This window comes from Rickettsia conorii str. Malish 7, from assembly GCF_000007025.1.
In the GTDB taxonomy this organism is placed as follows: domain Bacteria; phylum Pseudomonadota; class Alphaproteobacteria; order Rickettsiales; family Rickettsiaceae; genus Rickettsia; species Rickettsia rickettsii.
Genome location: NC_003103.1, coordinates 216,534 through 236,766, shown reverse-complemented (window position 1 = coordinate 236,766; position 20,233 = coordinate 216,534). Strand labels below are relative to the sequence as shown.

Sequence of the window (20,233 nt, the reverse complement as noted above, 5' to 3'; positions counted from 1 at the left end):
ATATGGGAGAAGACTTTAAAAAAACAGGTTATTTATTTGGCGGGAATGCTGTTTTTGTTGAAGAGCTATATAAGCAATATCTAGCCAACCCTGCCTCGGTTGATCAAACTTGGCAAGAATTTTTTGCCGGCATTAAGGATAATAATACTTTACTCAATAAAAGTACGGCAAAAATAATTATCCCTGATGAAATAAAAAAAGAATCGTTAAATAATAATTTATCTTCTGAAGACTTAAATAGTTTAAAAGCTAAGGAAATGATCAATGCTTATCGCAAGCATGCTCACTATTTAGCGAATCTTGATCCGCTTGGTCTTGAGCTACGTAAAACAAAAAATGATTTAAAGCTTAATATAGAAACTTTTGGTCTTGATAGCGGTCAGCTAGAAGAAAATATCAATATTACGGATGAATTTGTCGGTACTTGGAACTGTAAATTATCTGAATTAGTGACCAAGTTCGATAAAGTTTATACAGGTTCTATAGGTGTAGAGTTTGAGCAAATAGAAAATGTAGCAGGAAAAAACTGGTTATATAATAAGCTAGAAAGCGAAGTTACGTTTTCTTCTGAAGACAAAAAAACTATCTTAAATGATTTAGTAGAAGTAGAAGGGTTTGAGCAGTATTTACATACAAAATTTCCCGGAGCTAAGCGTTTTTCCATTGAGGGTGGTGATGCTTCTATAGTTGCTATGAGTAAAGCTATAGATTTATCCATGCATCAGGGCGTCTCAGAAATCGTTATCGGTATGGCACATCGAGGGAGATTAAACACTCTAACTAAAGTAGTAGGTAAGCCATATAAAGCCGTTATTGCGGACTTCATAAGCGGCAGCGTATTTCCTGATGAGCTAAATGTTTCAGGCGATGTAAAATACCATTTAGGCTATTCGTCCGATAGAACTCTAGAGGATAAGAAAATACACTTGTCGCTAGCCGATAACCCTTCACATTTAGAAGCGGTAAATCCTATAGTTGCAGGAAAAGTAAGAGCAAAGCAAGATATTCTTGGAGATACTAAACGCAGCAAAGTCAAAGCTATTTTAGTGCATGGCGATGCTGCTTTTTGCGGTCAGGGCGTGGTTGCCGAGAGTCTATCAATGTCACCTTTAGCTGCTTATGATATCGGCGGGATATTGCATTTCGTCATTAATAATCAGTTAGGTTTTACGGCTAACGCTGCAGATACTAGAGCTAGTAGATATTCTACGGAGTTTGCTAAAATCATAGCTGCCCCGATTTTACACGTTAACGGTGACGATATAGAAGCAGTGTTAAAAGCCACCAATATTGCGGTAGAATACAGACAGAAATTTGGTAAGGATGTTGTAGTAGAAATTATTTGTTACCGTAAATATGGGCATAATGAGGGCGATGAGCCGATGTATACTCAAGGCAAGATGTATAACATTATTAAAAACAAACTGACCCCTGGAAATATTTACGCAAATGAGTTAGTAAAAAGCGGTGTAATCGACAATAATTATTTTGCTAAGTTAAAAGAAGAATTTAAAGCAAAACTAGATAAGGAATATGAGCAGGCAAAAAGTTATAAGCAAGAAGCACATTTCTTAGGCGGATTATGGCAAGGTATTTCTCGTACTCGTACACAAGCTACAATAACGGGTATCAGTAAAAAAACATTACACGATTTAGGCACTAAACTATGCGAAATACCGAAAGATTTTGCCGTTAATCCAAAACTTGTAAAACTATTTGAAGCTCGAAAAGCCACTCTAACAGCTGATCAACCTATTGATTGGGCGACGGCAGAGCAGCTAGCTTTTGCAAGCTTACTTGCTTCAGGCACAAATATAAGGCTAACCGGACAAGATTCGGGACGCGGTACTTTCTCGCATCGTCATTCAGTATTGCACAACCAAATTGATGGTACTACCTATATACCTCTAAATAATTTATCTAAAGAACAAGCAAAATACGAGGTAGCCGATAGTAATTTATCTGAATATGCGGTGCTTGGTTTTGAGTATGGTTATTCACTCGCAAACCCAAAAAATTTAGTTTTATGGGAAGCACAATTCGGTGATTTTGCTAATGGAGCTCAGATTATTTTTGACCAGTTTATTTCAAGCAGCGAAACTAAATGGCTTCGTATGAGCGGGCTTGTGGTTTTGTTACCTCATGCATTTGAGGGACAAGGACCGGAGCATAGTTCGGCAAGACTTGAGAGGTTCTTACAACTGGCAGCTGAGAATAATATGTATGTTACATACCCTACTACCCCTGCTTCGATTTTCCATCTGCTACGTCGCCAAATACTTGATGATACCCGTAAACCGTTAATCGTAATGTCGCCGAAATCATTATTACGTCATAAATATGCCGTATCTAAACTTGACGAGCTAGGTGAAAATACTACTTTCTTACCAGTTTTAGATGAAGTAACTAAAGTAGATACAAACAATATTACTAAAGTAATTTTATGCAGCGGTAAGGTATATTACGATCTATTTGAAATGCGTGGCAATAACAGTAATATAGCGATTATTAGGCTTGAGCAATTATACCCTTTTGAAAAAAAACTTGTAGCATCGCTATTAAAAAAATATAATAGGACGCAGGAATTTATTTGGTGTCAGGAAGAACCAAAGAATATGGGAACTTGGTGTTATATAGTTTCTCACTTAAACGATGCTTTAAAAGAAGCAGGCATTAAAAATGAATTCAAATATGTAGGTAGAGAGGAATCAGCCTCTCCAGCAGTAGGCTCGCTGCAAGTACATAATAAACAGCAAGAGAAGCTATTAAGGACAGCATTGGGAATATGATTCTCAGGGTATTGCCTAATAATCATCATTGCGAGCGACTAAAAGGAGCGTGGCAATCTCAGGAATTTGCCTGAGATTGCTTCGTCGACCCTTATAGCGTCTTCTCGCAATGACGATAAAACTATACAGGGCGATGCTATACAAATATAGGAGTAAAATAAATTATGAGAGTTAAAATTATAGTACCGTCGCTTGGGGAGTCCATAACAGAAGCAACTATTGCCAAATGGTATAAGAAACAAGGCGATTCGGTTAAAACCGATGAATTACTGTTAGAAATCGAAACCGAAAAAGTGACTTTAGAAGTTAATGCTCCTTGCAATGGTACTATAGGTAAAATATCGAAAACTGAAGGTGCAAATGTAGCAGTTGGCGAAGAAATAGGCGAAATAAATGAAGGAGCATCTGCAAATACTGCCGGTACTAATAATGAATCTGCTAAAGCTCAAGCAGTAACACAACCTACTTCAGAAAAACCTGCCGTGGCTAATAATACTCTTGCTCCTTCTGTACAAAAATTAGTGACCGAAAATAAGCTTGACCCCAATAATATAAAAGGAACAGGTAGAGACGGTAGAATTACCAAAGGTGACGTGCTTGCAACAATAAACACTACGACTACTTCTGCTCCTGCAATAAGTAAATCTAATGAAGAAAGAGTGCAGCGTGTTCGTATGTCACGCTTGCGTAAAACTATTGCACAGCGTTTAAAAGATTCACAAAATACAGCAGCTATTTTGACTACTTTTAATGAAATCGATATGTCAAAAGTAATTGCTTTGCGTAATCAATATAAAGAAGAGTTTGAGAAAAAGCACGCTGTGAAACTTGGGTTTATGTCTTTCTTTGTTAAAGCAACAATTGAAGCTTTAAAGCTTATTCCGTCGGTAAATGCTGAAATAGATGGCGATGATTTAGTATATAAAAATTACTATGATATAGGTGTAGCTGTCGGAACAGAGCAAGGGCTTGTTGTACCGGTTGTTAGGGATGCCGATAAAATGGGTTTTGCCGAAGTGGAGAAAACTATAGGAATTTTGGCTAAACAAGCTCGTGAGGGTAAGCTTTCTATGGCTGATTTGTCAGGTGGGACATTCTCGATTTCTAACGGAGGCGTATATGGCTCATTATTATCTACACCGATTATTAATCCTCCTCAATCAGGTATTCTAGGCTTACATAAAACCGAGGAAAGAGCTGTAGTTATAGACGGTAAAATTGAAATACGTCCGATGATGTATATAGCTTTATCTTACGATCATCGTATAATTGACGGGAAAGAAGGAGTATCGTTCTTGGTAAAAATTAAGCAGCTTATTGAGAATCCTGAAAAGTTATTGTTAAATTTGTAAAAAATTGTCATTGCGAGCAGCCGTAGGCTGCGTGGCAATCTCATGAAATCATAACAAACTCCTGAGATTGCTTCGTCAATTACTTCGTAATTTTCCTCACAATGACGTGGTCCCGTTTTTACTCTTTGAAAAAAAAGTAAAATCATTCAAAGAAAGGAAGTATATAATAATGATAAAATGTACTCGTCGTATTGAGTTCGATGCAGGACATAGAATTATAGAACATCAAAATAAATGTCAATTCCTGCACGGTCATCGCTATGTTCTTGAGATCGCTATAGCCGCAAACAAAACCGATAAACTTGGTATGGTAATCGATTTTGGTTTAATTAAGGATTTAGCTAAAAAATGGATTGATGAAAATTTTGATCATAGCTTAATCCTACATCAAGACGATAAGGAAATGGGGCAGCAAATAGAAAATTGTACCGGTCAAAAAATATATTACATGCAAAATAACCCGACTGCAGAAAATATAGCGACGCATTTAAAGAATGAAATTTTTCCTAAACTTTTCGTGAGTCAAAACTTCTTCGTAACTAGCCTCAAACTATATGAAACACCGAATTGTTTTGTTGAGGTTTAGGCATGCAAGATTGCTGTTTAATTTTAACTACTACTAATGATTTGCAAATTGCCGAGAAAATAGCATCTGTTTTGTTAGAATTAAATCTTACTGCCTGCATTCAAATTGACGATGTCAAAAGTTACTTTAGATGGAATGGTAGAGTAACTTTAGAAACTGAATATAGACTTGTAATTAAAACAAAATCTTCTAATTATAATGAAATTGAAAATAAACTCCTTGAAATTCATAATTATGAATTACCACAAATAATAAAAATAAATATTGACTATGGCTTTCAAAAGTACTTAGAATGGATTAATCAAAATAATAAATAAACTTATAGTTGAGTAAATTTAAAAATTAAGTAAGTAAATTATGAAATTATGGCAAAAAGTTACCTTAGGGTTAATCTTAGGTATTATATTTGGTATATACTTACCACAATATGTTAATTATATTAAACCTATCGGTGACATTTTTTTACGTTTGATAAAAATGATCATTACCCCTTTAATTTTCTTCAGTTTGGTTTCCGGTATCACTAGTATGAATGATAATTCTGCCCTTGGTAGAGTAGGCATGAAAGCGGTAGCCGCTTTTTTAGGTACTACTTTTTTTGCCACGGTTTTTGGACTCACTGTTGCCTTAGTATTAAAGCCAGGAGTAGGCGTACATATAGATTTCACCTCTTCAGGAACGACAAACAGAACTTCATTTAATATAATTGATTTTTTTGTAAATATCGTCCCTGATAATGCTGTTGGGGCTTTTGCAAACGGTGATGTCTTACAAGTTGTATTTTTTGCTATTTTTGTTGGCATTACCTTAAACAAAATGAAATCTATCGGTGAACCTATTACTGATTTAATTCATGTAATGTCAAAATTAATATTAAAAATGATATCGTTTGTTATTCAATTATCCCCTTACGGTGCTTTTGCTTTAACAGGCTGGATTGTAGGCATGCAGGGAGTTGAGGTAATGATTAGTTTATCAAAACTTGTTGTAGCGGTAGTTGTGGCGATGACATTCCAATATTTAGTTTTTGGCTTACTTATATGTGTATTCTGTCGTGTTTCACCTATACCTTTTTATAAGAAAAGTTTTGAGTATCAGATACTTGCTTTTTCTACTTCAAGCAGTAAGGCAACTCTTGCAACTACTATGCAAGTTTGTCGTGCAAAGCTTGGCATTTCAGAGTCTAGTACTTCGTTCGTACTTCCGATAGGTGCGTCAATTAATATGGACGGCTTTGCTATAAATTTATCTCTTACCACCATATTTTTTGCTCAGATGATGGGAGTAACGCTTGCTCCTCACGACTATTTAGTCATTATTCTCACCTCAACACTTGGATCTATCGGTGGTGCCGGTATTCCCGGTGCCTCTTTGATAATGCTTCCTATGGTTCTTTCTTCGGTTCACTTACCTATAGAGGGAGTAGCAATTATTGCTGGTATTGACCGAATACTTGATATGCTACGTACTACTATCAATATTACCGGCGATGCAACAATTACTATGATTATAGATAACAGCGAAGATACTTTAGATAAGGAAGTATATTTATCTTAATGATATTGCTAACTAAGACCAGACATTGTCATTGCGAGCAACTATAAGCATTGTTGTCTGAATTGAAAAATGCGTTTTATGTCATTCCCGCGAAAGCGGGAATCCAAGGAAAAGCGAAATTAAAATATAGTTATCAAAAAGAAGATAATAGAATCGAATTTTTACAAGGTGATTCTAATAAAGTAGAGGCAATATTCCCAAAAGAAAAAATATCTGAAATAGTACATCCTATACTTTGAATAGAAGATACTCATATTAATACTATAGGTATTTTAGAATATTTTTGAAGAAGGGGATTATTTCATCATTGAAGATACTAATATTGACTATAATAATGCGTGCTATGATGTTTGGAGGAAAATTTTAGATGAAAAAACTTGTATAGCAACATTAGAAAATTTAAACAATAAAATCGTTAGATTAACTAGCTGGTTGAAAGAAAACAAAGATTTATATTTAGTAGATACAAAATATGTAAATTATACAAAAGAAATTAAAGATGCCGTAAATAATAATGCAGAAATTATACATATAAAAAATATCGATCAAAAAAATTATAATATAATGACTCCCTATGACGGTGAGGTACAGATTAGCGGAATAGAAGAATTAATTTGTCATATGTATGGAGTAATAGGGATAATTGGTAGTTTGCCTGTATTATATAAAGAAGATAAGAATATTATTAGAGCAGTAGCACCAAGACGTAATTCGCATAATGAACATAGCTCTCAATCACCGTATAATGATTGAGATTGGCATGTAGATGCTGCATACCGTCCAAATGACCAAGAAGAGTGATAACTTATCTCCTATAGTTGACTACTTAATTTTGGGGATTGTACATAAAGGACATGAGAATCTACCTATAGTATATATAGTATATATTAGCCTTAAAGCTATATTAAATCAATTGAGCTACCAAGATATCTTAATCGGGCTAACAACATCGCAGTCGTAGACTGCATGGCACTCCCCAAAAAATAACACAAAAATTTCTGTAAATCAGAATTTTTTCTCTTCCTTACTTCGTCAATTGCTATGCAATTTTCTTGCAATGACAGAGATAGAACATAAGGCAGAAAATTAAGATAGGTTTTTATCCTAACTTGTGAAGTATAAATAGAAACGCTACAAAAATTTAACGGTGAGAATTGAGAAGCTTTTTTATTGCTTTTCTTTGTTTTGAGTCTTTATGCTATTTCTTTCTTTTATAATTTTCAGTTTAGTTTTAAATGGAGCAACAAATAAAGCAGTATTATAGTATTCTACGTCAGAAGCATGTAAAGTTCTATTAGCATCCACCGCTATCTAATCTCAAGCTCTTTGCCCTTTGCAATCTTTAATTTTTTTATATTATTATTCGATATAGCATAATCTAAAGGAGTCCAGCCCAAGTATGGTTGATTTACTCCATATCCCTCATCTAATATTTTTTTACTTCATCAATATTATCTGCTTTAATAGCATTTGCTATCGGTGTAATTGGATTTTCGACTTTTTGATCATACTCAACACCATTCACATATATCTTTTTTAAACTCAAGTGTACATTAAATAGAAGTAATAATAAAAATAATTATAAACTTTAAAATTACTTGAATAATTTTCATATAATCAATCTAGGTACTATGTAGCTATACAGCATTAAACCTTTGTCGGTAAGATAGATATTTTCATCTAGTCTAATTAAGTCTAACGCTTGATAATGCTTAAGATTATTCATATCTAAAATATTCTCTAATTTCGTGTTTAATTTCTGCTCTAATGTAGAAATATTTATACCTTTGCTAAGGCGTAAACCCATCATTAGCATTTCTTCAATAATCTCTTGATGTGTTAACTTAGTATTAGTTTGAATACCAACATTTTTTGTTTTAACCGCATCTAACCATTTTTCAGGTTTATGCCACATCATAATTGCCGATACCGAACTTGAGGATTCAATGATTCTACTATGAGCTCCGGGGCCTATACCTAAATAGCTATTATAATTCCAATAAGTTAAATTATGCAAACATTCATACCCTATCATAGCATAATTGGATATTTCATATCTAAAATACTTTTTAGATTCTAGATAATGATTAGTCCATTCATACATTTCAGCTGCCGCATCTGAATGCGGCAAAATCAGATTACCCTCCTTAAATAATTTATAACACGGCGTACCTTTTTCGATAGTCAATTGATAAAGAGAAATATGTGAGGTAGCGAGCTGCATAGCTTGTTTTAATTCTTCTTGCCAGTCTTTTAATGTCTGACCGCTACGTGCATATATTAAATCAAATGACACTCGTAGAAAAATCGTATTTGCCGCCTCAATTGTTTTAATGGCCTGCATACAATCATGAGTTCTACCTAATTTTTTTAAATCGTCCTCTTTTAAGGATTGCACTCCTATTGAAATACGATTAATTCCGACGGCTTTGAATGCTTTAAATTTTTCAGTTTCAAATGATGTGGGATTAGTTTCTAGAGTTATCTCGGTTTGATTATCAATAATTGCTAGAGTACTGATTTTATTTATTATGCCTTCAACTATTACAGGATTCATTAAAGAGGGAGTACCGCCCCCAAAAAAAATAGATTTTATATATTTATTTTGAATAATATCCTTAAAATATTCAATTTCAGTTTCATAAGATTTAAGCCACTGATTATGATCTATAGTACTTGCTACATGAGAATTAAAATCACAATACGGACATTTGGACACACAAAAAGGCCAATGAATATAAATACTTAAATCATTAGCCATAACTCTCATATTTTGTATTTTTGCTAGTGCTAACTTAGGTTTTGTGGACATTACTAAAAAGATTTAATTTTGGTTATTTTTTGCTACAAATTATAAGATTTTTTTGAAATATGAATAACTATTTCTACAAAAATCTTATTAATTTTCGTTAAAAAAGACCTCAAAATAGCAAATCAATTAGCAATGTCCACAAAACCTAGCATTTTCTTTGATGTTATTCAAGGTGTATGATAAAACACTATTCTAATTCAAAGAAAACTTTAAATAAAGCTTTTAATTTAATAGATATTATTAAAATAATAAAAAAAATTACCCACTATTTTATAATTTTTTGTGTTCAAGCTATGGGAAGTAATAATGAACAAATATATAACCCAAAAAACACTAAATTTCTAGAAGAAACTGAAGCTCTAAAATGGGCAAAAGAGCCTACTGATAAAACAGCAAAGGCTTGCCAATCTATGCCTACTTATAAGGTAGTGAAGAAAGAACTAGAATCTGTTTGCTATGATCAAAGAAACACTCCTTTTGGTGCTATACGTAAAGGTTACATGTATAATTTTTGGATGGATTATAAAAACCCGCAAGGGTTATGGCGTAGGACATTGGTTGAGAATTACTCGAAAGATAAACCAAAGTGGGAAGTTCTAATCGATTTTGATAAATTATCCAAAAAACTCGGTAAAAAAGTAATGTATAGAGGTGAGAGTGATTGTTTTCAAAATCCTAATCGTTTCTTAATTACCATGTCATTTGGCGGTAAGGATGAGATGTTTTTTAGAGCATGGGATTTAGAGAAAAAGATTTTGTAAAAAATGGTTTTGAGCCAAAAACAAGTAGCGGGAAATTACTAGAAGGTAAATTTACTGTCCCTACTTGGGTTGATCAAGATACTATTATATTTATCCAGTTTTGCATCAAGAGGAAGTGACTGACTCTTTATATCCTAGCTTGCTCTACATATGGAAGCGAGGAGAACCTATAGAGAAAGCCAAAAAATTATTTGAAATACCAAAGAATTATATACGTGTATCAGCCAGTAAGCTTTTACCGATAATATTTCTGCATCTTTAATATTTATATCTGCAAATAAGGCTTTTTATAATTACGATAATTATATTTTAGATACTAAAGATGAGAGCTTAAAATTACAAAAAATAAATATGCCATCAGATGCAATACCTGAAGGTTCTTTTAAAGCATATGTATTTTGGCTACTGCGTTCCGATTGGCAATTTAAAGATAGTAATATAGAGTAGGTTCACTTGTTGCCATACACTACGCTGATCTTCTAAAAGAAGATAGCGATAAAGCTAGCTTAAAAATATTATTTACCCCAACAGAGAGGGAAGTATTGTATTTTGTAGGAATGACTAAAGATACGGTATTTTTAACTAGCTATGAGAATGTTATTTTCAAAAGTAGTAACATTTACATTAGAAAATCATGAATGGACAAAACCGGTAACTTTACTGTCTTATGAAAATACAATTTTTGGTATGTTGTCTGATGATGAGGAAGAAGATGCATTAATTACTATAGAAAATTCTATAGTTCCTCCCACTATCTATTTATGGGATAAAACTCATGAATTAAAAGTTATTAGAAAGCCTTTATATCCGTTTGATAGCAAAAATTATGTTGTAGATCAAAAGGAAGCTACAAGCTCGGATGGAGTTAAAATACCATATTTTATTGTCTATAAAAAAGGTACAAAGATTGTAAGAATCCAACATTACTTGAAGCATACAGCGGTTTTCAAGTAATCAACTCTCCATATTTCTCTCGCATGGAAAATGAAGTATGGGTTAAACATGGCAGGGTTAGTGTTCTTGCTAATATTAGAGGTGGCGGAGAGTTTGGTCCTGAGTGGCATGAGGCGACTCAAGGAATAAAACGTCAAACCGGCTTGAATGATTTTATTGCAGTAGCAGAGGATTTAATAAAGCAAAATATTACTAGTCCTGAGTATTTAGGAATTAAAGGAGGAAGTCACGGCGGATTGCTAGTAAGTGTTGCAATGACACAGTGTCCTGATTTATTTGGAGCTATAGCATGTGAAGTGCCGATACTTGATACGATATAAAGAATTCGGAGCAGGACATTCATGGGGTACAGAATATGGTGATCCAAAGTAGAAGATTTAGTACATATCAAAAAATATGCACCGCTAGAGAATTTATCTTTAACGCAAAAATACCAAGCTGTGTTAATTACAGATTTCAGTATTAGAGCAGCGTGTACACCCATGACATGGAAGAATTTTTGAGTATGTGCTTGAGAAAAACCCAAATACTAAACCTTACTTTCTAGGAAGTGTAGATAGTGGGCATGGTAGTGGGAGTGATTTAAAAGATAGTGCCAATTATTTGATCAATATTTATACATTTTTTGCAAATGCTTTGAAATTAAAAATTAATTAAATTTAATACTAGGTCAATATGTGTTACTTATTATACTACTGGATAGTTTAAAAAAACCGTCGATGTCATTCCTGCGAAGACACATGGGTGTCAACTTAAGGAAAAGGTCACCCCCGTGGTTTGACCACAGGATCCATATAATTTTAGTATTTTTAACTGGATCCTGCAATCAAGTCGGCATTGTTGCATGGATCGGAAAACCTACTCGATGTCATTCCCGCGTAGGCGGGAATCCAGAAAAATAACTTCAATATTGCTACAGAAGTTACATACTTGATAAAATAACCATACAAACACTTGTTTTTATATGCTTGACTGGATTTCCGCTTCGCAGGAATGACATAATGTAGATATAATATAAATTCAAGAAAACAATTTTCCAATTCCGCTACGTAATAGATTTTTAGGATTCATTTTACTGACTTTTTTCATTATCTCGCTTATTTGTTTATATTGCTTTAGCAAAATATTTACCTTTTGTACCGTAGTTCCTGCTCCAACAGCTATACGTTTCCTACGAGAAGCATTAATTATATCGGGATTTTTACGTTCTTTTGGCGTCATAGATAAAATAATTGCTTCTTGATGTTCAATTATTTTACTATTTAATTTTGATTGATCTATTTGATCCATAATTTTACCGCTACCCGGTAACATACTAAGTATACTTCCAAAACCTCCCATTTTTTTTATACTTCTCATTTGCTGAAGATAATCATTTAAATCAAACTTACCCTTTTTTAATTTAGCTGCCGTTTTTTCGGCTTCTTCTCTATCAACAATACTAGCTGCTTTTTCAACAAAAGAGATAATATCACCCATATCCAGTATTCGAGAAGCTAAACGTTCAGCATCGAATTCTTCTAAATCAATTAGGTTTTCACCGCTACTTAAAAATTTAATCGGCTTTTTAGTAATATATTTTACACTGAGTGCTGCACCACCCTTGGAATCGCCGTCAATTCTAGATAAAATTAATCCTGAAATTGCTAACTTTTCATTAAAACTACTTGCCGTAACTACTGCATCCTGCCCTGTCATACTGTCGATTACTAACAAAGTTTCTGTAGGCTCCACTATCTTTTTTATTGCAAGCGCTTCCTCCATCATCGCTTTATCAATTTGTGTACGACCTGCCGTATCATAAATTACGACATCATAAGCAGAAATTTTAGCCTCGGCAATAGCTCTTTTGACAATATCGAGGGGTTTCTCACCTTGCACAATAGGTAATGAATTAATCTGTACTGAGTTTGCAAGTATAGCGAGTTGCTCTTGTGCGGCCGGTCTGTAAGTATCCAAAGAAACAAGTAAAACTTTCTTATTTTGATTTCTAAGCCGTAAAGCAAGCTTACTACTCGCCGTAGTTTTACCACTCCCTTGCAGCCCTACCATTAGGAAATTTACGGGCGGCTTTGAATTTAAATTTAGCTTTGTCTCACTTTTACTTGAAGCTAAGAGATTGATCATCTCTTCATGGATAATTTTAATTATCATCTGTCCAGGTGAAACAGACTTAATAACCTCCTGCCCTAAAGCTTTCTGTTTAACTTCCGCTATAAAATCTTTTATCACCGGTAATGCAACATCTGACTCTAAAAGAGCCACTCTTATATCCCGCATAGCAGCATCTATTTGGGCTTCCGTCAAAATGCCTGAGCTAACTAGCTTATCAAAAATCTTCGTTAAATTTTGTGTTAAAGTTTTAAACATACAAATAATTTAATTTATAAAGTTCCTAAAACCTAATATATACTACGAGTAAATGAACAATAGTCAAAATAAAACATAAATTAAATTTATATTCAAGCCGCTTTCTATCTTGAATATCTATTAACTATTAAAAAAAAAGAGTATCTCAATATATTTTGTTGTTTTATGGATAACATAGAAAGGAACGTAGTGATATCGTGTTAATTACTAGAAAACTCATTCACCACTAATATATAACTTGTTTTTAAGTCCAAATCATAATCAATGGTATTATATATTAACTTTTTTATGTCGGTAAATTTTTGCAGTAAATATGAAGGGTGTCTATTTGATAGTTTATTAAAAATCTTATTTTCCAAATCTAGAAGTTCAATATTAACGTTGGCAGATTTTTTAAGGATTCTATTCATTAATAATAATAAATTATCAATAAAATCTAGCCATAATTCTCGGTCTTTAGTAGTAAAGCGATGAATAAAATCTAACGTTTTGTTATCTGCTATCGACTGAATAAACTCGGAATATAATTCGTTTTTAGTATGATGGATAGATGATCTAACATTAATTTTAAAACATCTCGATCTAATTGTAGAAATAATACTTGCAGCTCTTGAAGTAATTAAAAAAATGTAACTATTCTTTGGTGCATCTTCAAGAATTTTTAAGCATGAATTCGCTGCATTCAAATTCATAAGCTCTGCCGAATAAATTATTGCAACTTTATAACCTGAAATTGCAGAAGTTTTACTTAAGAAGTCTTGTAATTTTCTTATTTGTTCAATAGAAATATTTTTAGCATTAGATGTAGCTGAAGTTTCCCTAGCGATGAAATGATAATCAGGATTGTTGTCAAGAGGAATGCTATTCTTAAAAAGCTTAATATATATAAACTCTTCTAAATCTTTTAAAGCTTGCTCTATATTTTCGGCTTCGATAAGCCAACTATTGTATAGCTTATTATGTTTTAAGTTAAACTCTAGGCGTTCAATTATCAATGGTTGTAATATCATTATGAATTGTACTTAAGAAGTATTCTATATCATTCCGGCTTTTGCAAAGCATTATTGCATGAGCTGGTTTTTCTAGTGTCACCCCGCAAGCGTGTAACGGGGTTCGGAAATTATTAGTACTGTAAATACGTTACTTCTTTTAATTACAAGCTTCTTTCATTTTTCTTCCGGCTCTAAAAGTAGGTTGATTGTAAGCATCTATTTTCATTTTTGCTCCGGTTTTTGGGTTACGACCCTCACGTGCTTTTCTATGATGTATTTCAAATGAACCGAAACCTGTTATATTAATATTATGGTGGCTCTTTATAGCACTAATCACACTATCAAGAACTAAATTAAGTGCTTTCTCGGCTTCAGCTTTTGTTAATGTTTTATGTGAAGCATGTTTATGATTATGACCATGGTCGGTCATAAATGCTATAAATTCGGTTTTATTCATTTTTTTTGGTTCTTTTGTGTTATGTGTACTCATAATAAAATCAATTCTCCTTTGATAGGTTAATATGTATTGATGTTTTTTTATAAAACAATATATACAACTGGCAATAATATACATCAATATATTTTTTATGTGAGTTAATTATAACAAACTACCCACATACTGCAAATGCCAGTTATTTACAAAATTTAAAATATATACGTTATTATATTAATTTATAGAAAAATGTAGCCATTTTACATCAGTTATACTGTTAAAACTATCTTAATCAAGTAATTAAAGTGCAAATTTATCGTTAAAACCCTAATTTATTATCAGTAGTAAATTACAAAAACTAATTTTCTACTCTATAAAAAATTATAAGTTTTTTAATAAAAAACAATATATACTTAATTTACATAAAAAGTGGAAACCGTCTTTCACCTTTTATATAGAATATTTCTAACCGAATAGCAGATTATGTAATAATTCACTATGCACATTAATTTAGAATAAAATTTTTAATCCAATGTTATTGTCTAAAATTTGTATTAAACGCCCTGTCTTTGCTACAGTTTTGAATTTGGTTATCGTAGCTCTTGGAGCAATTTTTTTTACCAAACTACAAATTAGAGGTACTCCGGATATTTCAGTTCCTATTATAAATGTTGAAGCTCATTATGCAGGTGCCGATGCCTTATATATGGAACAAGAAATAACGACACGTATAGAAAAAGCTTTAAAGACGGTTAAAAATTTAGATTATATAACTTCTCAAAGTTCTACCGGCGAAAGTAGTATTACTTTATCGTTTCTATTATCTACCGATATTGAAGTAGCACTAAACGATGTCCGCGCCAAAATATCGGATATCACTTATATGTTCCCGCAAGATATGAAAACCCCGTCAGTTACAAAACTTGATGCCGATAGTTTCCCAAGCCTCTTCATAAGCATTGAAAGTGATCAATATAGCGATTTAGAATTAACAAAGATCGTCGAAGATAATCTACAAACACCGTTAGATAAACTTGAAAGCGTAGGACAGTCACAAATTTACGGCGGTCGGGAATATATAATGAGAATAGAACCCGATTCTAAAAAATTATATCAACATAAAATTTCTTTATTGGAGATTGAATCCGCAATAAAAGAGCAAAACAAAGATTATCCCGCAGGTACGATTAAAACAAAAAGCAATAATTTTATAGTAACTCTTGCAGGTTCTTTATCTACACCGGAAGAATTCGGTAATATTATTCTAAAAGTACAAAACGGAGGTATCATAAAATTACGAGATATAGCAAAAATATCTTTAACTTCTCCCGATGAGGACATAATTTTTAGATATAACGGCAAAAGCTCTATTGCCCTTGGTCTTATAAAAGAATCAAAAGCTAACGTCATAGATTTATCACATGAAGTAACTAAAGCACTAGAAAGAATTAAAGAATCCATGCCCAAAGGAATAAGCATGGGTATCGCATATGATGCAGCAACACCTGTAAAAGCATCAATTTATGCAGTATTTCAAACAATTTTTGAAGCTTTAATATTAGTAGTTTTAGTCACTTATTTATTTCTTGCTTCTGCTAAAATTACCTTAATTCCGTTTGTAACGATTCCGGTATCGTTGATCGGTACTTTTAGCATAATGTATGCTTTTGGATTTTCTATTAATATATTTACGCTCCTTGCTATGATACTTGCTATAGGTTTAGTGGTCGATGATGCGATAGTTATGCTTGAAAACATTTTTAGATATAATGAAATGGGGCATAAACCCATGGAAGCGGCTATGCTTGCTTCTAAAGAAATCGGCTTTGCAATCATTGCTATGACTATTACGCTTGCTGCCGTATTTTTACCCGTGGGTTTTATAGAGGGTTTTATCGGGAAATTATTTATTGAATTTGCTTGGACTTTAGCATTTTGTATTTTGTTCTCAGGATTTGTTGCTTTAACTTTAACTCCTATGATGTCAAGTCGTATGGTTACAAAACATAATACGGACTTACCGAAATTCTTAGTAAAGTTTAACGACATTCTACAATTTATTCAAAATAAATATATTTACTATCTAAAGCTAACTTTTGACAATCAAAAGAAATTTGTCATCATTATTGCATCATCATTTATAGTGCTGATTATTAGTTTTAAATTTACTCAAAAAATTTTCGTACCCCAAGAAGATGATGGATTCTTACAAGTTTCTCTTAAAGGTCCTGAAGGTTCTAATTTAGAATCTTCTACTAAAGTAGTGAAAGAAGCCGAAAAAATCCTTGCTAATTATAAAGATATATTAGGTTATCTGATGGTAATAGGTGCAGGCGGTAGCGATAACGTTTTTGGATTCATTCCTCTAAAAAATTGGGGTGAGCGTTCTTGTTCCCAAGAAACTATTAAGAATATGTTAAATAAGCAGTTTTCTGAAATACCGGGCATGTCGATTTACGCTATGGATCCACGTTCAATGGTTAGCGGAAATGCAAGTAGCCCTATCGAGTTTACTATTCAAACGAACCTTGAATATGATGATCTAGATAAAATATCACAACAATTTATTGATATAATGAAAACAAATCCTATTTTCTTAAACGTCAATAGAAATTTACAATCGGCAATGCCGACTATAAGTATAGAAGTCAACCGTGATAAGGCTTATTTATACGGAATGGATTTGGCAAATATAGGCAAAACGGTACAATATTTACTTGCAGGTCAACAAATCGGACATTTTAGAATGAGTAATGATTTATATGACGTTATATTACAATTTAATCAAAAAGATCGAAAAGATATTAGCGATTTTAGTAAAATTTTAATCAGAGCAAAAAATAATAATATGTTACCGCTTGAATCGATAGCCAATATTACGGAAAAAATATCAGTAAAATCATATAGTCATTATAATAATTCAAAATCCGTTACTATTTCTTCCGATCTTGCTCCTGACAGGAAAATTGATGATGCAATTAATGAAATCAATAAAATAGCCGCTAAGTTACTTGATCCTAGTAATACTATAATTGAATATATCGGAGAAATTAAACAAATGAGAGAGGCAGACAGTAATATGCTTATAACATTTGTGTTTGCTCTTATATTTATCTATTTAGTGCTTGCAGCTCAATTTGAAAGCTTTACTGACCCTTTATTAATATTACTCGCCGTACCTTTCTCAATAACCGGTGGTGTACTTGCTCTCTGGCTTGCCGGTAATAGCCTTAATATGTATAGTAATATCGGACTTATTACTTTAATTGGATTAATTACTAAGAATTCTATTATGATAGTAGAATTTGCTAATCAGCTAAGAGCAAAAGGAGTAAAGGTTCAAGAAGCTATAATAGAATCCTCAAAACTTCGCTTGCGTCCAATTCTTATGACTACTCTTGCTGCCGTAGTCGGAGCTTTACCTCTAGTTTTTGCAGACGGGGCCAGTGCTGCTGCTCGTAATTCTATAGGCTTTGTAATAGTTGGAGGATTAAGCATCGGTACTATATTTACAATTTTTGTTATACCTGTAATATATCACACTTTTAAGAAGGATTAATAAATTATAGAATTATAAAATTTAGTAGACATATAGCTCAAAATGAGGAATGATTATTTTACGTTAGTTTTGTTGCATGGCTCGGAAAACGCATGTAGTGTCATCCCGAGGCCTCGCCACAGGATCCAAAAATGTAACTCATAATACTAGTGTAATTTTAGTATTTTAACTGGACCCCACTATCAAGTTGTGGGATGACAGAGGTATGAGCCACACAACAAGGTCTTTTACGTTTAACTAAAAGGAGATTAAATATATTAATAAATACTTCTAATAATCCACTTATTACTACTGTACATTTATTATCTTCTATAGGTGCTATAAATTGGGGCTTAGTCGAATTATTTAATTTTAATTTAGTCACACTTTTATTTGGCTCATTTCCAATTATTGTTACAATACTTTATATAATTATAGGCTTTTGTGGTGTATATTCTTTCCTTTGTTTAGGTAAGCTATTTTGTAAACCCGGAATAGAAAAGGCGAAGTAACTCTACCTTTTCGTCATTGCGAGCAGCCGTAGGCTGCGTGGCAATCTCATGAAATCATAACAAACTCCTGAGATTGCTTCGTCAATTGCTATGCAATTTCCTCGCAATGACTACCTAACAACCTCACTTGTGCTATAGCAGTTATTGCTGCTGTTTCAGCACGTAATATATTACTTCCTAAACTTATAGATTTTGTATTCTTATATGAGGCAAGAAGTTCCAGCTCATCATTAGTAAAGCCTCCCTCCGGTCCTACAATAATAGTTATATCACTATTACTAAGTGATGATGAAATTCGTAATATAGAATTTTCTTCTTTTTCATGTTCATTAGCATATAACATCAAATTATTATTCTTTTTTAGGTAATCTTGTATTGTGATAGCTTTTTCAATTATCGGGGGAGTAAGACGTTCTGATTGCTCTGTTGCCTCAATAACACATTTTGTTAAACGTTCGATATTTACCGATCTAAATTGACACCACCTAGTAATTAACGGAATAATTTTAGTTATACCGAGTTGCGTAGCCATATTTATTGCAAGCATTAATTTATCTTGCTTTATTATAGCAACAGCAAGAGTTAACGTAGATTTTGTATAAGGCTTTTTTAACTGTTCTTTAAGTCTAACCGATAGGTTATTTTTACCTATATCGTTAATTTGTGCTAGAAATTCTCCATCCGTACCGTTAAAGAGACGTAAGCCGTCATTTACTTTAAGACGTAGCACCGTTTTGACATAATGAACATGATGATCACTTGCTAATTCTATCTTGCTATTTTCAGCTAAACGACTATTAATATAAATACGGTTATATTTCATATATTTAGTACTATGGACGATAAAAAAGATAATAGACATCTTTCCAAACCAGCTTATAGAGAGGAATGTACAGGAGACACGGAACGCAGCACTACAGCGTATATGGACATACTTGAGGATGTGAGTACCGGATCGACGTCTAAATTACCTCTAGAAGCGAAGTTTGTAAAGATATCTAATAATATATCAGAAAAAGAAAATTTACCAAAAGAAAAAGAAATTGGCGGTGTTAAAGGTCTAGAACCGACAAGATACGGGGACTGGCAGCATAAAGGTAAAGTTACAGATTTCTAATGCCTTCCCTTCAACACACTAAAATTTTACCCTATAAACCGCAAGAATTGTTTGATTTGGTCTGGGATGTAAAATCTTATCCTAAATTCTTGCCTTGGTGTTCTGCTTCTAGAATTATTTCAGAAAATAATCAAGAGGTTATTGCTGAATTAGTAATTCAGTTAAAAGGCTTTTCAGAAAAATATAACTCACGAGTTACAAGCGAAATAACAGATGATGGAATATATTTGATTAATACGGTAGCTATTTCAGGACCTTTTGAATATTTAAAAAGTACTTGGCAATTTGTGCCATGCACGGCAGGAACTGCATTAAAATTCTTTATTGATTTTAAAATGAAATCCGTAATACTGGATAAATTAATCGGCACTTATTTTACCAAAGCAACCGAAAAAATGATTATAGCTTTTGAAAGGAGAGCTAAAGAGGTTATTAAATAAAAAAGAGTAAGGTTAGAGAT

The 20,233-nt window shown here is 32.9% G+C and carries 20 protein-coding genes; 15 read left to right on the top strand and 5 right to left on the bottom strand.

The features are described 5' to 3' along the window. Positions 1–2 precede the first annotated feature (2 nt). The 7 genes from RC_RS01185 (at position 3) to RC_RS10955 (ending at position 7,037) form a co-directional block, all read left to right on the top strand. Positions 3–2,789 (top strand): 2-oxoglutarate dehydrogenase E1 component, encoded by a 2,787-nt coding sequence (locus RC_RS01185; RefSeq protein ID WP_010976891.1) that lies wholly within the window; start codon positions 3–5, stop codon positions 2,787–2,789. Between the two features lie 164 nt (positions 2,790–2,953). Further along, the gene (odhB, locus tag RC_RS01180; protein WP_010976890.1) at positions 2,954–4,141 is read left to right on the top strand and encodes a 2-oxoglutarate dehydrogenase complex dihydrolipoyllysine-residue succinyltransferase; all 1,188 of its coding nucleotides are present in this window, start codon (positions 2,954–2,956) and stop codon (positions 4,139–4,141) included. A gap of 169 nt (positions 4,142–4,310) precedes the next feature. After that, positions 4,311–4,727, top strand: coding sequence for a 6-pyruvoyl trahydropterin synthase family protein (locus RC_RS01175; protein ID WP_004996555.1), 417 nt, complete (start codon positions 4,311–4,313; stop codon positions 4,725–4,727). Between the two features lie 2 nt (positions 4,728–4,729). Further along, positions 4,730–5,044, top strand: coding sequence for a divalent-cation tolerance protein CutA (gene cutA / locus RC_RS01170; protein WP_010976888.1), 315 nt, complete (start codon positions 4,730–4,732; stop codon positions 5,042–5,044). A 40-nt stretch (positions 5,045–5,084) separates the two neighbouring features. Then, complete coding sequence (locus RC_RS01165) at positions 5,085–6,284, top strand: dicarboxylate/amino acid:cation symporter (protein ID WP_004996557.1); 1,200 nt, start codon at positions 5,085–5,087, stop codon at positions 6,282–6,284. Positions 6,285–6,337: 53 nt separating this feature from the next. Next, entirely contained in the window at positions 6,338–6,523 is a 186-nt protein-coding gene (locus tag RC_RS01160; RefSeq protein ID WP_014013930.1) for a hypothetical protein, read from the top strand. A 325-nt stretch (positions 6,524–6,848) separates the two neighbouring features. Continuing rightward, positions 6,849–7,037: a hypothetical protein gene (locus RC_RS10955; RefSeq protein WP_016830646.1), complete on the top strand. Its 189-nt coding sequence runs from the start codon at positions 6,849–6,851 to the stop codon at positions 7,035–7,037. 856 nt (positions 7,038–7,893) lie between these two features. Here RC_RS10955 and hemW read toward each other — a convergent pair. Further along, positions 7,894–9,096 carry a radical SAM family heme chaperone HemW gene (gene hemW / locus RC_RS01145; RefSeq protein ID WP_010976884.1) on the bottom strand — a complete coding sequence of 401 codons (1,203 nt, stop codon included), beginning with the start codon at positions 9,094–9,096 and terminating at the stop codon, positions 7,894–7,896. A 176-nt stretch (positions 9,097–9,272) separates the two neighbouring features. Here hemW and RC_RS10950 point away from each other — a divergent pair, with 176 nt between their 5' ends. The 4 genes from RC_RS10950 to RC_RS10935 all read left to right on the top strand — a co-directional run bounded on the left by RC_RS10950 (position 9,273) and on the right by RC_RS10935 (position 11,131). Further along, positions 9,273–9,857, top strand: coding sequence for a prolyl oligopeptidase family protein (locus tag RC_RS10950; RefSeq protein WP_010976883.1), 585 nt, complete (start codon positions 9,273–9,275; stop codon positions 9,855–9,857). Between the two features lie 351 nt (positions 9,858–10,208). Further along, a complete protein-coding gene (locus RC_RS10945) occupies positions 10,209–10,304 on the top strand; it encodes a hypothetical protein (RefSeq protein WP_016830642.1) in 96 nt (31 codons plus the stop codon). A 147-nt stretch (positions 10,305–10,451) separates the two neighbouring features. Then, on the top strand, positions 10,452–10,811 hold the full coding sequence (locus RC_RS10940) for a S9 family peptidase (protein WP_324602838.1): 360 nt from the start codon (positions 10,452–10,454) through the stop codon (positions 10,809–10,811). Between the two features lie 23 nt (positions 10,812–10,834). Then, a complete protein-coding gene (locus RC_RS10935) occupies positions 10,835–11,131 on the top strand; it encodes a prolyl oligopeptidase family serine peptidase (RefSeq protein ID WP_010976881.1) in 297 nt (98 codons plus the stop codon). A gap of 700 nt (positions 11,132–11,831) precedes the next feature. Here RC_RS10935 and ffh read toward each other — a convergent pair. The 3 genes from ffh to RC_RS01100 form a co-directional block, all read right to left on the bottom strand. Beyond that, entirely contained in the window at positions 11,832–13,181 is a 1,350-nt protein-coding gene (gene ffh / locus RC_RS01110; RefSeq protein WP_010976880.1) for a signal recognition particle protein, read from the bottom strand. A 200-nt stretch (positions 13,182–13,381) separates the two neighbouring features. Beyond that, positions 13,382–14,191 carry a DNA polymerase III subunit delta' gene (locus tag RC_RS01105; protein ID WP_010976879.1) on the bottom strand — a complete coding sequence of 270 codons (810 nt, stop codon included), beginning with the start codon at positions 14,189–14,191 and terminating at the stop codon, positions 13,382–13,384. Positions 14,192–14,330: 139 nt separating this feature from the next. Then, a complete protein-coding gene (locus tag RC_RS01100; RefSeq protein WP_004996579.1) occupies positions 14,331–14,663 on the bottom strand; it encodes an HU family DNA-binding protein in 333 nt (110 codons plus the stop codon). A 475-nt stretch (positions 14,664–15,138) separates the two neighbouring features. Here RC_RS01100 and RC_RS01095 point away from each other — a divergent pair, with 475 nt between their 5' ends. Together RC_RS01095 and RC_RS07135 are read left to right on the top strand one after the other, a co-directional pair. Further along, complete coding sequence (locus RC_RS01095; RefSeq protein ID WP_010976877.1) at positions 15,139–18,165, top strand: efflux RND transporter permease subunit; 3,027 nt, start codon at positions 15,139–15,141, stop codon at positions 18,163–18,165. Positions 18,166–18,419: 254 nt separating this feature from the next. Further along, positions 18,420–18,656 (top strand): DUF378 domain-containing protein, encoded by a 237-nt coding sequence (locus RC_RS07135; RefSeq protein WP_071597826.1) that lies wholly within the window; start codon positions 18,420–18,422, stop codon positions 18,654–18,656. 88 nt (positions 18,657–18,744) lie between these two features. Here the strand turns inward: RC_RS07135 and RC_RS01090 are convergent, their stop codons facing one another. Next, entirely contained in the window at positions 18,745–19,479 is a 735-nt protein-coding gene (locus RC_RS01090; RefSeq protein ID WP_010976876.1) for a 16S rRNA (uracil(1498)-N(3))-methyltransferase, read from the bottom strand. 12 nt (positions 19,480–19,491) lie between these two features. Here RC_RS01090 and RC_RS01085 point away from each other — a divergent pair, with 12 nt between their 5' ends. Continuing rightward, positions 19,492–19,773: a DUF1674 domain-containing protein gene (locus RC_RS01085; RefSeq protein WP_010976875.1), complete on the top strand. Its 282-nt coding sequence runs from the start codon at positions 19,492–19,494 to the stop codon at positions 19,771–19,773. Next, positions 19,773–20,213, top strand: coding sequence for a type II toxin-antitoxin system RatA family toxin (locus RC_RS01080; RefSeq protein ID WP_010976874.1), 441 nt, complete (start codon positions 19,773–19,775; stop codon positions 20,211–20,213). Before RC_RS01085 ends, RC_RS01080 begins: the two co-directional genes overlap by 1 nt. Positions 20,214–20,233: the final 20 nt, after the last annotated feature.